This is a genomic window from Bradyrhizobium sp. 613_E4_N2_2, assembly GCF_052075995.1.
Classification (GTDB): Bacteria; Pseudomonadota; Alphaproteobacteria; order Rhizobiales; family Xanthobacteraceae; genus Bradyrhizobium; species Bradyrhizobium barranii.
Genome location: NZ_CP197234.1, coordinates 6,097,471 through 6,111,607, shown reverse-complemented (window position 1 = coordinate 6,111,607; position 14,137 = coordinate 6,097,471). Strand labels below are relative to the sequence as shown.

The window sequence follows — 14,137 nt, the reverse complement described above, 5'->3', positions numbered from 1 at the left end:
CCTACTGCGGCTCGATTCCGGCTGCCTTGATGATCCGCCCCCATTTGGCGATCTCCGCCTTCAGGAAGGCTTCGAGCGCAGCCGGCGTCGCGCGCTCGGCTTCAACCGGAGCCATGCTGAGCTCGGCAAAGCGGCTGATCAACGCAGGGTCCTTGAGCGCCGTCTGGAGTGCGCCGACGAGCTGGTCGACCACGGGCTTCGGCGTGCCGCGCGGCGCGTAGAGGCCATACCAGGTCGTCACATCGAATTCGGGAACGCCGGCCTCGGCCGAGGTCGGCACGCCAGGCAGTGTCGCGACGCGCGTCTTGCTGGTGATCGCGTAGCCCTTGATCGTGTTCGACTGGATATAGGGCGTCGGTCCCGTCGCGGGATCGCAATAGACGTCGATATGGCCGGCTATGACATCGTTCAGCGCGGGCCCGCCGCCCTTGTAGTAGATCTGCGAGAGTTTCGTATCGGTGGTGCTCATGAACATCAGGCCGCAGAGCTGCGAGGCTGAGCCGAGACCGACATTGCCGAAAGTCATCTTGTCGCCCTCGCTGCGGATGCGGGCGATCATCTCGCCGAGATCCTTGGCCGGGAAATTCGGCCGGGCCACCAGGATCATCGGGACATCAGTGACGAGCCCGATCATGGCGAAGTCGCCGACGGGATCGAACGGCAGCTTGGCATAGAGCGCGGGCGCGGTGGCCTGGCCGACATGCATCAGGAGCAGCGTGTAGCCATCAGGCGCGGCCTTGGCGACGCGGTTGGTGCCGAGTGTGCCGCCGGCACCGACGACATTCTCGATGACGATGGACTGCTTCAGCGTCGCGCTCATGGCGTTGCCGAGAATTCGCGCGATGACGTCGCCGGGGCCGCCGGCGGAGAACGGCACGATCATCGTGACCGGGCGGGTGGGGTAGTCGTCTGCGATTGCCGCGCCACAGGGCAAGAGCAGGAGACACAGGATCAGCGATCGTACCAGAGACAACATCGAACACTCCCTGAATTCTTGTTTTTCTAGTCGTCGGAAGGCGCCGCCTCCTTGGCGGCGTTTCGTTCAATCATGTCGAGCGCGGCCACCGCAGCCGCATTGATGTGATCGACGCAGCAGCGCTCGGCGAGATCCGGATCGCCGTTCTGGATCGCACGCCAGATCGCGGTGACCTCGCGCAGGCTCTTGTTGATCCGTTTCGGCTGCGACATCGACGTGATCCGCAACAGTTGGATCCGGTCGTGCAGCGGCTTGAGCATGCGCTCGATGAAGGCGTTGCGGCAGCCGCCGATCAGCGCGGCGTAGAAGTCGGTCTTGGCTTCGAGGCTCCCGACGAGGTCCTGCTTGGCTGCGGCCGCCTTCAGCCGGGCCAGGGCTTCCCCGATCCGTCGAGCCACTTCCGGATCGTGGAGTCTGGCGCATTCGCGGCCGGCGAAACCTTCGAGCACCGCGCGGGCCGCGTAGAGCTGCCGGGCTTCTTCGAGGCTGATCGTGGAGACCACGGGGCCGCGGTGGGGGACGATGTTGACGAGGCCGTCGGCTTCGAGGGCTCGCAGGGCTTCGCGGATCGAAGGCCGGCTGACGCCCATCATCTCGCAGAGCTCGCGCTCGACCAGGCGCTGGCCCGGTTTGAGTGTTCCGGACATGATCGCCTCGCGCAGCTTTTGCGCGACCATCGCCCGGACGGTCGGGACGTCCTCGATGCGGAGTGTCGACTGCAATTCGCTACGTCTTTCCATGTCCGGACCCTGGTTGGGAAAAGTCAGTACCGGTTTACAGGCAGAATCATCATTTCGGCAATTTGAACGTGCGCGGGCTGGTCCAGGGCGAAGACGATCGAACGGGCAATATCGGCAGGCTCGAGCGCCATCCTGAACTGGTCGAAATAGTCCTTTTCCTTCTGCCTGTCGCCGCGGTAGCGGGTCAGGATGATGTTGGTCCGGGTCAGGCCTGGCTGGAGTTCGGTGACCCGGATCGCGGTTTCCGCCAGCTCGCCCCGCAGCGTCTCGGTGAACATGTGGACGCCCGCCTTGCTGGTGCTGTAGGCGGCCATATCGGGGACGATCCGGACCGCGTTGATGGAGCTGATGTTGACGACATGGCCGGCGTTGCGCCTGACCATGTCGGGCAGGATCGCGCGGGTGACGCGCATCAGGCCGATCAGATTGGTCTGGATGATGTTGGACCAGTCGTCGGCGGAGCCGGCATCGAACCGCGTCCGCCCGCCGATATCGTGTCCGGCGTTGTTGATGAGGACGTCGACCGGCTTGAACTGCGCGGGAATGGCGTCCGGCAGGCGATCTACGGCCTGCCCATTGCTAATGTCGAGCTGGATCGGAAACACCGCGTTGCCCGCCGTGGACGCGAGTTCCTCAAGCGCCTTGGCGTCGCGATCGACCAGCACGACGCGGCGGCCGCTTTCCAGCAAGGCCTTGGTGATGGCGCGTCCCATGCCGCCGGCGGCGCCCGTCAGCACGACGCTCTGGCTCGATTGTTCAGTCATCGTAACACTCCCAATGCTTTCATGCGACCGACCAGCCGCCGTCGATCGGCAGGCTGGCGCCGGTGATATCGTTTGCCGCGGGCCCACAGAGAAAGACGACCATGGCGGCGACCGCATTCATTTCGACGAAACGCTGCGTCGGCTGGCGCTCGCCGAGATATTCCTTGGTCACGTCGTCGACCGGACGGCCGCTGTTCGACGCGATCGTTGCGATCTTGTTCAGGATCGCGGGCGTTGGCAGCGTGCCCGGGCACAGCGTGTTGCAGGTGATGCCGCTCCGCGCCGTCTCGATCGCCACCGCACGGGTGATACCGAGGATCGCAGTCTTGGTGGTGACGTAGTCGATGCGATCCTCGACCGCGCGGCTCGAATAGATCGAGCCCATGTTGATGATCCGGCCCCAGCCGCGCTGCTTCATCGCCGGCAGCGCCAGGCGGATCAAATGGAACGGCGCCGACAGGTTGACCGCCAGCGCCTGCTCCCAGCAATCGGGCGGAAATTGCTCGATGGCGGAGAAATGCCTGATCACAGCGTTGTTGACGAGGATGTCGATGGCGCCGCAGCAGTCGAGCAGATCGGCCATCATGGCCTCGATCGCCTCGCGCTGGGCGAGATCGGCGCCGGCCGCGACGACCTCGACGCCGAAGCGGGCGCGGAGGTCATCCGCGGCCTGCTTCGGCGCGACGAGATCATGAAGGACGATGTTGGCGCCCGCGCCGGCAAGGCCTTCCGCGACCGCGAGGCCAAGGCCCGCGGTCGCACCGGTCACGAGTGCCCATTTGCCCTTCATCGTCGTCACGCTCCGTTATTTCTTGTCGAGCTCGGCGAAGACTTCCTTCGCGTTCCGGAACGCATCCACGCCGGCCGGAACGCCGCAATAGATCGCGACCTGCATGAACACCTCGCGGATCTCCTCCTTGGTGGCGCCGTTGGCGAGCGCGCCGCGGACATGGGTTTTCAGCTCGTGTGGGCGGTTGAGCGCGCAGAGCATCGCCAGATTGAGGAAGCTGCGCGTCTTGCGCGTGAGGCCGTCGCGGCCCCAGACGTAGCCCCAGCAATACTCCGTGGTGAGGTCCTGCATCGGACGGTTGAACTCGTCCGCGGATGCGATCGCCTTGTCCACGAACTCGTTGCCGAGCACGCTCTTGCGGATTTCGAGCCCGCGGTCGTAAGTCGCCTTGTCCATGTTGTTCTCCGTTTCTCTTTCGGGCGTTGTCAGTTCTCAGGTCAGTTCTCAGTTCAGTTTTTGGGCCAGAACGGCTGCGCCAGCGCGAGCTGGGGCGGGAACACCGTCACCGGCACGCCGGACTGCCACTGCACGATGGTCATGCCGGCGCCGACGCGGCGGCCCTTCTCGTCGAACTTGATCTCGCCCAGCGGATAGTATTTCGAGGGGCCGGCATCCATGGTGCGCAGCGCCTCGCCGACGGCAACGCGGTCGGCCTTGCCGGCCTTCTCGAGCGCGTCCTTGATCACCCACATGTCGCCATAGGTGGAGATCGCGTTCTGCGTCATCCACGGCTCCTTGTAGCGGGTCTTCAACTCGGCGATCAGCGCTTCGTGGCCCTTGGCGCCCCAGCTTGCGACGCAGGTCAGCACGCCCTGGAGCAGTTCGGGGCTGACGGTTTGCAGCATGTCCGGCTCGGCGATCGCGATGCCAAACGAGATCGTCGGCACCTTGCCCTGGCCAAGGCCGAACTCGTTCATCTTCTCGAGCAGCAGCTTCGCGTCCGAGATCACCGTCGGCAGGAAGAAGAGCAGATCGGGTTTCGCCGAGCGGATCTTCTGCACCAGCGAGGTCGCATCCGCCAGCGGCGGCGTGAACGTCTCGTCCACGATCAGCTGCAACTGATTCTCCGCCAGCAGGCCCTCGCGCATCGCCTTTGCGGAGGCGATCGAGGCCCCCGTGTTGTCGGTCAGGATCGCGACAGTCTTCGGCCGCTTGCCGGAGGCCGTCTCCGCCAGCTTGATGATCTGGGGCAACGCTTGCCGTGCCTGCGAACCTGCAGTGGCCGCGGTCTGGAACACGTATTTGAAGCCGCGATCGGTGATCAGGTCGGAATAGGAGAGGGTGAGGACGGGCAGGCTGGCGCGCTCGGTGACTTCGGTCACCGCGAGCGTGAACGAGGACAGATAGGCGCCGCTGGCCGCGACCAGATCGGTCTCCTGGGCGACCATGCGCTGGGCGGCGTTCTTGGCCTTCTCCGTGGTGTCGCCGGAATCGAGCACGACCAGCTTCAGCTTGGCGCCGCCGAGCGCCTTGATGCCGCCTTGCGCGTTGATGTGGTCGACCGCCATCTCGGCGCCCTCACGCATCACCGTTCCCGGGCGGGCGTAGAGACCGGAGATCGGCACCAGCAGGCCGACCTTCACCTCTGAAGGTTGCTGCGCCCAGGCGCGAGATGCGATCAGCGTGCCGGACGCGCCGGCCAATAGCGCTCGCCGCGAGATCGTGAACTTGCTTCTTGCAGTCATGACAATTCTCCTCCCTGAAAAATTGCGCGGCGCTTAGGATTTCTTCGGCCAGAACGGCTCTGCTTGCGCGAGATCGGGCGGATAGACGGTGACAGGCACGCCCGATTGCCATTGCACGATGACGACGCCGGCGCCGACGCGGCGGCCCTTCTCGTCGAATTTGAGCTGGCCGCCCGGATAGTATTTCGACGGGCCGGCATCCATGGTGCGGAACGCCTGCGCGACCGAGTTGCGGTCGGCCTTGCCGGCCTTCTCCAGCGCTTCCTTCATCAGCCACATGTCGCCGTAGGTCGAGATGACGTTCTGCGTCATCCAGGGCTCCTTGTATTTGGCCTTGAGCTCGGCGATCAGCGCTTCGTGGCCCTTCGAGCCCCAGTTGGCGACGATGGTCATGATGCCCTGCACGGTCTCCGGGCTCACGCTCTGGAGCATGTCGGGTTCGGCGATGGTGATGCTGAAGGACACCGTCGGGATCTTGCCTTGGCCGAGGCCGAACTCGCTGATCTTCTCCAGCCCGAGCTTGGCGTCCGACACTGCATTCGGCATGAACAGCAGCAGGTCTGGCTTGGCCGAGCGGACCTTCTGGATCAGCGGGGTGGCATCCGACAGCGGCGGGGTCCAGACTTCCTCGACGACAAGCTGGAGGCCTTCCTGTGCGAGCAGCTTTTCCTTGAGTGCCTTGGCGGTGGCGACGGATGTCGCGGTGTTGTCCATCAGCATCGCCACGGTCTTGGGCTTCTTGCCCGACGCGTTCTCGGCGAGCTTCATCAGCGTCGGCAGGCCCAGCTCGGACTGACGGCTCGCGGTCGCGGCGGTCTGGAAGATGTATTTGAAGCCGCGGTCGGTCAGCAGGTCCGAATAGGACAGTGTCAGCACCGGAAGTTCGGCGCGCTCGGTCACCTCGGTGACGGCGAGGGTGAAGGACGAGAGATAAGAGCCGGTGGCGGCGACCAGATCGGGCTCCTGTGCCACCATGCGCTGCGCCGCGTTCTTGGCCTTCTCGGTGGTGTCGCCGCAGTCGATCACCACCAGCTTCAGCTTGGCGCCGCCGAGCGCCTTGATGCCGCCCTGCGCGTTGATGTGCTCGATGCCCATCTCGGCGCCCATTTTCATCACCTGGCCGGGGCGGGTGTAGATGCCCGACAGCGGGACGATCAGTCCGACCTTGACCTCGGCCGGCGCCTGCGCACGTGCCACGCCGGCGAGGCCGACGGCGGCGGCGCCCGACAGCACGGTCCGGCGCGTCAGTCCTTTTGATATGCTGCCCTTCGATGTCTTGTTCACCTTGTTGTCTCCCTGCTCTTTGTTTTTTGTTCGTCACATGCCGAGATAGGCTTTGCGCACGCGATCATCGGCGCGCAGCGTGTCGTTGTTGCCTTCGAGCACGACGTGTCCGGCTTCGAGGACGTAGCCGTGGTCGGCGGACTCCAGTGCTTCCGCCACGCGCTGCTCGACCAGCAGCATGGTCAGCCCGGACTGACGCCGGATATCGATCAGCCGCTCGAAGATGAAGTCCGCGGTCGACGGTGCGAGCCCCATCGAGGGCTCGTCCAGCATCAACAGCTTCGGCGAGGAGGCGAGGCCGCGGCCGATCGCTAGCATCTGCTGCTGGCCGCCGGACATCGTGCCAGCGAACTGGTTGCGGCGTTCCTTCAGCACTGGCAGCCATTCGAAGATGCGCTCGATGTTGGTTTGCCAGTCGCGCCGGCCGCTTTCGGTCATTGCACCCATTTCGAGGTTCTCCATCACCGTCAGCGACGGGAACACCTGGCGGCCCTCGGGGACATGGGCGATGCCGAGATGGGCGCGCTGCGGCGGCGGCACCGCGAGGAGATCGACGCCGTCGAACGTAATTCTCCCGCCGCTCGGCTTCACGATGCCGGAGATTGTCTTGAATAGCGTCGTCTTGCCGGCGCCGTTGGGCCCGACGATCGCGACGAACTGGCCCGCGCCGACATTGATCGACACGTCGTTCAGGACGGGCTTGGCCGAATAGCCCGCGCTTAATCCCTCAATTCGCAGCATGGCCCGCCCACTTCTTGCCGAGATAGGCCTCGATCACCCGGTTGTCGCGCGTCACCACTTCGGGCAGGCCCTCGGTGATGACGGCGCCATGGTCGAGCACGAGGAATCTGTCCACCAGGCGGACCATCGCCTGCATGGTGTGCTCGATGATGGCGATGGTCATGCCGTCGCGTGCGAGCTGCTGGATCACGGCGACGACCTCGTCCGCTTCGCCGTGGCCGAGGCCCGCAAGCGTTTCGTCGAGCAGCAGAATGCGCGGCTGGCCGGCGATCGCGCGGGCGAGCTCCATCAGCCGCAGCTCCTTGGTCGAGAGTTCGCCGGCGACATGGTTGGCTACGGCGGAGAGCCCGACGCGGGCGACTGCGTCGGCGGCAAGCTTGCGTGCCTCCGCATCGGAGCGGGCGCGCACATAGGCCCCCACCACGACATTGTCGAGGATCGACATGCGCAGGAATGGCCGCATCACCTGGAAGGTGCGGCCGATGCCGGCCTCGCAGATCACGTGCGGCCGTTGGCCGGACATGTTGCGGCCGTCGATCAGCACCTCGCCCTCGCTCGGCTTCAGAAAACCGTTGAGGAGGTTGAACAGCGTGGTCTTGCCGGCGCCGTTCGGGCCGATGATGCCGAGGATCTCGTTCTTGTGCAGCTTGAAACTGACGTCCTGAACGGCTTTGAGTCCGCCGAAGGAGCGCGAGAGATTGCGAACCTCGAGCATCACCTCGCCGGTGGCCGCACGCTGCCGCGCGGCGGGCTTCAGCGCCGTGACGTTGGCGACGGCCGTTTCCGGAGTGTCGCTCGCCGTGGCCTTGGATGCATTTCGCTTGCGCAGGAGATCGCGCAGTTTCCAGAACAGGCCTTCCGGCGCGAGCAGGATGACGCAGACGATAGCAAGGCCGAAGATGACGCCCTGAATGCCGGGGATCCGTGCACCGGCCTCTGCGTGCAGGATCTCGGCGAGTGGGATCAGGATCACGGAGCCGATGACCGGCCCCCAGACCGTGCCGACGCCGCCGAACATCGCGACCGTGAGCGCCTGCGCCGACACCAGCATGCCGAACACCGATTGCGGGGTTACGACCAGCAGCACCTGCACATAGAATCCGCCGATGGCGGCGGCGATCGCGCCGCTCAACGTGATCGCGCGCAGCTTCCAAGCCAGCGTGTTGATTCCGGCCGCTTCTGCCGCAGCCTCGTTCTGCTTGATCGCGAGCAGCGCCATGCCGAAGCGGGATCGCTCGATCACCTGCGTCAGCACGATGGTGGCAAGCATGATGGCCAGCCCCAGCAGCGTGTAGATGTGGGGATCAGAGAACTGCATATAGGCGATCGGCGCGTCGCGCTTGATCGGAAGCGTCACCTCCTGGAAGCCGAGCCACTCGAACACGTAGAGAATCGCGAGCGGGTAGGCGAGCATCGCGAGCGCAAAGTAGTGGCCCTGGAGGCGGAAGGTCGGAAATCCGATCAGAAGCCCGGCAATGCCGCCGAGCATGGCGGCGACCGGGATTAGCAGCCAGGGGGAGATATCAAAATAGATCTGCCCGAGCGCGGTCGCATAGGCGCCGATGCCGAAGAAGGCTGCGTGGCCGAACGAGATCAGCCCGGTGTAGCCGCTGAGCAGATTCCAGGACAGGCCGAACACCGCCCACACCGGCACCAGCGTCAGGATGAGCTGGTAGTAGGAGTTGGTGACGCCGAGTGAGATCCCGGCGTAAGCGAGCGTGAAGAGCAGGGGAGGCAGCAGTGAACGCATCCGGAGCATGGTCACGTCCTCTCGACCATGCGCCCGAAGAAACCTTGCGGACGGAAGAAGATGATGAGGAGGAAGACGGCGAAGATCGCGGCATTCTGCAACTGCGTCGGCAGGATCAGCGTCGACATCTGCTGCACGAGGCCGATCGTCATGCCGCCCCAGAAGGCACCGATGATGCTGCCCATGCCGCCGAGCACGACGCCGGCATACATGACGATCACGTATTCGAGGCCGACGAAGGGGTGGAACGGATAGTTGGTCGCGAGCAGGCCGCCGGCAATCGCGGTGATGCCGCAGCCGAGCGCGAAAGCGGTGCGGTGCGCACGGTCGACGTCGATGCCCATATAGGTCGCGGCGGTCGGATTGTCGGCGGCGGCGCGGAGCGACTTGCCGATCCGGGTCCGTGTGATCAACAGCGAGAGCAGAATCATGATCGCGAGCGAAACGATCGCGTCAATGCTGCGCGCCTTGTTGAGGAAGATGCTGATGTCGAAGAAGGGAACGAACTCCCAGGCCGAGCTCGACAGCGGCGTGCGGATCGAGGCCAGCACCGATCCGAAAACGATGAGGCCGCCATTCTGCAGGATCAGCGCGATGCCGAGCGTGAGGATGAGCTGGGCGTAATGGCCTTCGCCTTCAAGCGAGGCGGTGCGCGTGCCCGAGACGCGCGAGATCAGGGCCAGATGGACGAAATAGCCGAACACGGCGAGCACGGGACCAGCCAGCAGGATGGCGACGAACGGCCCCACTGTGTTGCCGAACAGCGCCTGGATGCCGGCGGCGGTGAAGAGATAGAAGGCGGCATACATGCCGAGCATCATGAAATCGCCATGGGCGAAGTTGATGACGCGCATGACGCCGAAGATCAGGCCGAGCCCGACGCACATCAGGCCATAGACGGCGCCGATCAAAAGGCCCGCAGCGAGCGCTTGAAAGAAGCCTTCCATCAGCCCCGCCTCCGCGCGGCGCGAGCGCCGGCTTGCTGGCGATTGTGCGTCGTCGGCACTGCTAGGCTGGTCTCCCGGTCGACCATGTTTCCCCCGTATTGTTTGGCATTTCTTATGATGCCGATCGTAAAACTCGTTCTGGCGCATCCAGACGACACTGCGCTGCGATGTCGCCGGCATTGCCGAGCTGCTCGCAGCCGTCGATGAGTTGCTCGAGCCGGTGCGCGCGGTCCTCGCCGAGGGCGCGAATGGCGGCGGCGCGGAAGCGCGCACGAATCTCTGAAGGCGTTGCGGCGATGACGTCGGGCAAAGCGTGCCGGATGGTCCGGCCGCTGCGCAGATGCACGGTCACCTCCGCGCCCTGCTTGCCGGGGAAGGCGGCGGTGAAGCCTGGATCTGCCCCGAGATCGGTGACCGCGACCAGGCGAATGATGTCGGCATCATCGAGTTCGGAATAGTTCTCTTCCTCGATCTCGCCCCGCGCCAGCGTGGCGGCGACGCTGAAGGGAATGCTCATCTTGGCCTGGAGCGCGTTGCGATAGGGCCCCATGGAGTCGCAGCCGGGATAGCGAACGGCGGCATCGGGTGCGCGAATGATGACGCGGTCGATCTCCTCAGTGCTGGCGAGCTCGTGCGAGACGCGAAGCGCTGCTTGGGCCGCGGTCTGCGCGAAATTGCAGGCCGGGACCGGCTTGTTGTAGACGGCCATGATCTCGCTCTCGCCATCGGGGAAGAGCGTGATGCTGTCGGGCGCGGCCTGGCGGCGATAGGCGGCGAACAGGCCGGCTTCACCCTCTAATATGGTTTCCGAGCCGAAAGCGCCGGCTGCCGCAAGACCGATCGCCTTGATCGCGTTGCTGGCCGCAAAGCCGGGATGAAAATACATGTCGGAGCCGCCGGCATGCGGCCACTCGTTCAGCCCGCTGGACGTATTGGCCGCGATCGCGACGGCGCTGGTTGCCTGGTCCTCGGACAGACCGAGCGCAAAGCTTCCAGCCAGCGCCGCGCCTGGCGGCGCCACGAGCCCCGTCGGGCGATAGAGCCGTGCGAGGTCGGAGGTCAGGAGCGCGCGGCCGATCCGCGCGCCGGTCTCATAGCCGATGATGGCGGCCGAGAGCAGCCTGGCTCCGTGCAGCGGCGTCTGTTCCGACAGCGCGAGCAGCGTCGGCCAGATCACGACGCCGTGGTGCGCGATGCTGGCCGCATGCATGTCCTCGCGGACGAGGCCGTGCCCCATCACAGCATTGGCAAAGGCGGCATCGGCCGACGAGGAGAGTTGTGACGTCCCGATGATCGTTGCAGTGCCGCCGGCTTGTGCGATCGCGACCGCCTGACGGCTCCAGGGATGCTGGCCCGCCTCGAAGGCGCAGGACAAAAAGTCCAGCAGAGAGAGCTTTGCCTTCGCGACGACCTCCGGCCCGAAATCGCCGAGATCGAGCGCAAGCACGCTCCGCGCCATCTGGCGCGTGAGCGAGACCTTGCCTGATCCGGTCGGGCCGATCGTCATCGCAATCGCTCTCCCTGAAGGCTTGCGTGATCAGCCGCGCATCTCGACCCCGGCCCATTCCTCGAGCACCTTGGCGATCGAGGTGAAGTCGGACGACGCGCCATACTTGGCGTTGGTGATCGCGAGCATCTGCCGCACCACTGCGCCGCAGACCATCGGCACGCCCATGGCCTCGGCCTCGTCGACGCAGAGCCGGACGTCCTTGTAGGAGAGGCCGGTGGCGAAGCCGAAATCGAAGGTGCCGGGCAGCACCGCGCGGGGGAATTTGTCTTCGGACGCGCTGTTGCGGCCGCTGCTGGCGTTGATGATGTCGATCAGCACCTTGGCATTGACGCCACCCTTGACGCCCATCGCGACCGCTTCGGACGTGATCACCAGCGCCGCGGCCGCCATCAGATTGTTGGCGAGCTTGGCCGTCTGTGCCACGCCGGGCTTGTCGCCGGTGTAGAACAGCTTGCCGAAATTCTTCAGGATCGGCTGCACGGTCTCGTAGGTCGCCTGCGGACAGGACACCATCACGGCCAGCGTGCCGTTGACGGCGCCCTTGATGCCGCCGCTCACGGGCGCATCGACCAGCGTCATTCCTTTGGCCTTCAGGCCTTCCGCAACGATCTTCGCGGCGCCGGGACCCGAGGTCGAGAGATCGATGACAATCTTGGCGCGGCTGCCGCTGCTGATGCCGTCCTGTCCGAGCGTGACCGCCTTGACGATGTCGGGCGTCGGCAGGCTGGCGAGCACGATGTCGGCGCGCGAGGCGACATCGGCCGGCGACTTGCCGAGCTGGGCGCCGCGCTTGACCAGCGGCTGCGTTGCTTCAGCCTGCGTGTCATAGATGACGAGCGAATAGCCCGCGTCGATCAATCGCCCCGCCATGGGGCCGCCCATGCGGCCCGTACCGATTACGCCGAGAATCTCTCCCGCCATCGTCTACTCCCTGTCGCGCGATCCCGTGACGGGCGCGCCTTCTTGATCTCGTTGGTCAAACGCTTTCGCCGGCCGGCCTTCTCGGCCGCCGTCGTCGTGGCAGCGGGATCCCGCGCCAACGGGCCGGATTGTTATGATTGTCAGACAAGCTGTCAAGCATAACATTTGGGGTCGACAGTTTGCCGCGGATCGTCATATGGTCCGGGAAAACGAGGAAGACGCCCCGCGTGCCGCAAGCTTCAATTCCGAGTGTGAGCAAGACGCTCGCCGATTTCGTCGCGTCCTCGTCGTGGGCGGACGTGGAGGCGCAGAGCCCTGAGGCGAAGCGATCGATCCTCAATTTCTTTGCGACCGCGCTCGGCTCCGCACGCGATCCGGTGGTCACGGCCGCGATGCGCACGCTGTCGCCGTTCAGCGGCGCCGCGACATCGACAATCATCGGCCATTCGGAGTCCATGGACGCGCTGTGCGCGTCGTTTCTCAATGCCATCTCGGCGAATCTGCTCGACTTCGACGACACGCACCCTGAAACGATCATCCATCCGGCCGCGCCGGTCGCCGCGCCGATATTGGCGCTGGCAGAGACGCGCAAGCTGACGGGGCGCGCGGTGCTGACCGCGTTCATCCTTGGCGTGGATGTGGAGTGCCGCATCGGCAACGCAGTCTCGCCGCGCCATTACGCCCGTGGCTGGCACATCACTTCGACCTGCGGGATTTTCGGCGCTGCGACGGCGTGCGCGAAGCTGTTGGGGCTGCCAGCGGAAGGGATTACGAACGCGATCGGACTTGCGGCGAGCCAGTCGGCCGGCAATGTCGAGAATCTGCCAAGCGCCGCCAAGAATGTCAGCGTCGGCAATGCCGCACGTAACGGGTTGTTCGCCGCGCTGCTCGCGCAGCAGGGCTATGAGGCTGCGCCCCGCGCCATCGAAGGTCCGCTCGGCTGGGCGCGTACCATGGGGGATGAGCCGGATCTCGCCCGCATGCTCGATGGCCTCGGCAAGACCTGGGAGATCGCGAAGAACACCTACAAGCCCTATCCCGCCGGCATCGTGTTCCATTCGGTCATCGACGCCTGCCTGCTGTTGCGCGAACGGATTGGCCGGCGCGTTGACCAGGTCGAGTCGGTGACAGTGCAGGGCTCGGCACTGCTGCTCGCGCGCGGTGATCGCCCCGTGAACAACGAGCGCGATGCGCGCGTCAGCATCCATCATTGCGCGGCTTGCGGACTGTTGCTCGGCGCGGCCGGTGTGGCCGAGTTCGCGCAGGAGACCGTGGTCCGGCCCGATATCGCGCGACTGCGGCAGAAGGTGAGGGCGGAGCTTGATGCGCAGATGCCCGATGGCGCTGCGCGCGTCACCTTGCGCCTGTCGTCTGGTGAAATTCTTACAGAGACCGTGACTTCGCCGCGCGGCAGCCAGGCTGCGCCGCTTTCAGACCGCGAGATCGAAGAGAAGCTGCGCGAAGGCGTGCGGACCGGTCGAAGTGACTGGGACGCGGACCGAGTTATCGATGCAGTCTGGCGGCTTGATGCGGCGGACGACGTCGCCACGCTGCTGCAGTCACTGCGGCCACCATCGGCGTCGCGCCAAACAATTTCCAACTAGAATCTCTCAAGACCGGAAAGGGACGATCATGAGCAAGACCGAACTGTTCGAAAAGGGCCTCAAAGTTCGTAAAGAGGTGCTCGGCGAGGACTACGTCAACAAGTCGATCGCCGGTGCCGACGAGTTCACGCGCACGATGGCGGAGTGGTCGACCGAGTTCTGCTGGGGCGCGCTGTGGACGCGGCCCGGCGTCGACCGCCGCACGCGCTCGATCGTCAATCTGGCGATGCTGGGCGCGCTGAACCGCCCCCACGAACTGAAGCTGCACGTCAAGGGCGCCCTGAAGAACGGGCTGACCAAGGAGGAGATCAAGGAGATCCTGCTCCAGGTCGCGGTCTATTGCGGCGTGCCCGCCGGCATCGACGCCTTCCGCAACGCGCGCGAGGCCTTCAACGAGGTCGATGCGGGGTCCTGAGCCCGTTTGA

Annotated in this window: 14 protein-coding genes; 2 read left to right on the top strand and 12 right to left on the bottom strand. The window is 65.1% G+C overall.

The window, feature by feature from the left end; all coding sequences use genetic code 11:
* Position 1: 1 nt before the first annotated feature.
* From AB7290_RS29360 to AB7290_RS29305, 12 genes are all read right to left on the bottom strand, one after another.
* Positions 2-976, bottom strand: a complete 975-nt coding sequence (locus tag AB7290_RS29360; protein ID WP_085403182.1) for a tripartite tricarboxylate transporter substrate-binding protein — start codon at positions 974-976, stop codon at positions 2-4.
* 26 nt (positions 977-1,002) lie between these two features.
* Positions 1,003-1,716 carry a GntR family transcriptional regulator gene (locus AB7290_RS29355; RefSeq protein ID WP_085403183.1) on the bottom strand — a complete coding sequence of 238 codons (714 nt, stop codon included), beginning with the start codon at positions 1,714-1,716 and terminating at the stop codon, positions 1,003-1,005.
* 23 nt (positions 1,717-1,739) lie between these two features.
* Positions 1,740-2,480: an SDR family oxidoreductase gene (locus AB7290_RS29350; protein ID WP_085403184.1), complete on the bottom strand. Its 741-nt coding sequence runs from the start codon at positions 2,478-2,480 to the stop codon at positions 1,740-1,742.
* Between the two features lie 19 nt (positions 2,481-2,499).
* Entirely contained in the window at positions 2,500-3,270 is a 771-nt protein-coding gene (locus AB7290_RS29345) for an SDR family oxidoreductase (RefSeq protein WP_085403185.1), read from the bottom strand.
* Between the two features lie 15 nt (positions 3,271-3,285).
* A complete protein-coding gene (locus AB7290_RS29340) occupies positions 3,286-3,666 on the bottom strand; it encodes a carboxymuconolactone decarboxylase family protein (RefSeq protein WP_014496467.1) in 381 nt (126 codons plus the stop codon).
* A gap of 53 nt (positions 3,667-3,719) precedes the next feature.
* Positions 3,720-4,955, bottom strand: a complete 1,236-nt coding sequence (locus AB7290_RS29335) for an ABC transporter substrate-binding protein (RefSeq protein WP_085403186.1) — start codon at positions 4,953-4,955, stop codon at positions 3,720-3,722.
* A gap of 33 nt (positions 4,956-4,988) precedes the next feature.
* Positions 4,989-6,239, bottom strand: a complete 1,251-nt coding sequence (locus tag AB7290_RS29330; protein ID WP_085403187.1) for an ABC transporter substrate-binding protein — start codon at positions 6,237-6,239, stop codon at positions 4,989-4,991.
* A gap of 33 nt (positions 6,240-6,272) precedes the next feature.
* Positions 6,273-6,980, bottom strand: a complete 708-nt coding sequence (locus AB7290_RS29325) for an ABC transporter ATP-binding protein (RefSeq protein ID WP_085403188.1) — start codon at positions 6,978-6,980, stop codon at positions 6,273-6,275.
* A complete protein-coding gene (locus tag AB7290_RS29320) occupies positions 6,967-8,739 on the bottom strand; it encodes a branched-chain amino acid ABC transporter ATP-binding protein/permease (protein WP_201266221.1) in 1,773 nt (590 codons plus the stop codon). The genes AB7290_RS29325 and AB7290_RS29320 overlap by 14 nt, the downstream gene beginning before the upstream one ends.
* A 2-nt stretch (positions 8,740-8,741) precedes the next feature.
* Entirely contained in the window at positions 8,742-9,677 is a 936-nt protein-coding gene (locus tag AB7290_RS29315; protein ID WP_028147199.1) for a branched-chain amino acid ABC transporter permease, read from the bottom strand.
* 112 nt (positions 9,678-9,789) lie between these two features.
* Complete coding sequence (locus AB7290_RS29310; protein ID WP_085403190.1) at positions 9,790-11,184, bottom strand: MmgE/PrpD family protein; 1,395 nt, start codon at positions 11,182-11,184, stop codon at positions 9,790-9,792.
* A gap of 30 nt (positions 11,185-11,214) precedes the next feature.
* Positions 11,215-12,108, bottom strand: coding sequence for an NAD(P)-dependent oxidoreductase (locus tag AB7290_RS29305; protein ID WP_085403191.1), 894 nt, complete (start codon positions 12,106-12,108; stop codon positions 11,215-11,217).
* Positions 12,109-12,335: 227 nt separating this feature from the next.
* On the opposite strand from AB7290_RS29305, the gene AB7290_RS29300 reads away from it, so the two are divergent.
* Together AB7290_RS29300 and AB7290_RS29295 are read left to right on the top strand one after the other, a co-directional pair.
* Positions 12,336-13,712 (top strand): MmgE/PrpD family protein, encoded by a 1,377-nt coding sequence (locus AB7290_RS29300; protein WP_085403192.1) that lies wholly within the window; start codon positions 12,336-12,338, stop codon positions 13,710-13,712.
* Between the two features lie 28 nt (positions 13,713-13,740).
* Positions 13,741-14,127 (top strand): carboxymuconolactone decarboxylase family protein, encoded by a 387-nt coding sequence (locus tag AB7290_RS29295; RefSeq protein ID WP_027575101.1) that lies wholly within the window; start codon positions 13,741-13,743, stop codon positions 14,125-14,127.
* Positions 14,128-14,137: the final 10 nt, after the last annotated feature.

Excerpts from the sequence above, each read along its gene's own strand:
- AB7290_RS29305 (WP_085403191.1), bottom strand. The coding sequence starts at position 12,108 with ATGGCGGGAGAGATTCTCGGCGTAATCGGTACGGGCCGCATGGGCGGC.
- AB7290_RS29310 (WP_085403190.1), bottom strand. The coding sequence starts at position 11,184 with ATGACGATCGGCCCGACCGGATCAGGCAAGGTCTCGCTCACGCGCCAG.
- AB7290_RS29360 (WP_085403182.1), bottom strand. The coding sequence starts at position 976 with ATGTTGTCTCTGGTACGATCGCTGATCCTGTGTCTCCTGCTCTTGCCC.
- AB7290_RS29325 (WP_085403188.1), bottom strand. The coding sequence starts at position 6,980 with ATGCTGCGAATTGAGGGATTAAGCGCGGGCTATTCGGCCAAGCCCGTC.
- AB7290_RS29350 (WP_085403184.1), bottom strand. The coding sequence starts at position 2,480 with ATGACTGAACAATCGAGCCAGAGCGTCGTGCTGACGGGCGCCGCCGGC.
- AB7290_RS29340 (WP_014496467.1), bottom strand. The coding sequence starts at position 3,666 with ATGGACAAGGCGACTTACGACCGCGGGCTCGAAATCCGCAAGAGCGTG.
- AB7290_RS29320 (WP_201266221.1), bottom strand. The coding sequence starts at position 8,739 with ATGCTCCGGATGCGTTCACTGCTGCCTCCCCTGCTCTTCACGCTCGCT.
- AB7290_RS29355 (WP_085403183.1), bottom strand. The coding sequence starts at position 1,716 with ATGGAAAGACGTAGCGAATTGCAGTCGACACTCCGCATCGAGGACGTC.
- AB7290_RS29335 (WP_085403186.1), bottom strand. The coding sequence starts at position 4,955 with ATGACTGCAAGAAGCAAGTTCACGATCTCGCGGCGAGCGCTATTGGCC.
- AB7290_RS29295 (WP_027575101.1), top strand. The coding sequence starts at position 13,741 with ATGAGCAAGACCGAACTGTTCGAAAAGGGCCTCAAAGTTCGTAAAGAG.
- AB7290_RS29315 (WP_028147199.1), bottom strand. The coding sequence starts at position 9,677 with ATGGAAGGCTTCTTTCAAGCGCTCGCTGCGGGCCTTTTGATCGGCGCC.
- AB7290_RS29345 (WP_085403185.1), bottom strand. The coding sequence starts at position 3,270 with ATGAAGGGCAAATGGGCACTCGTGACCGGTGCGACCGCGGGCCTTGGC.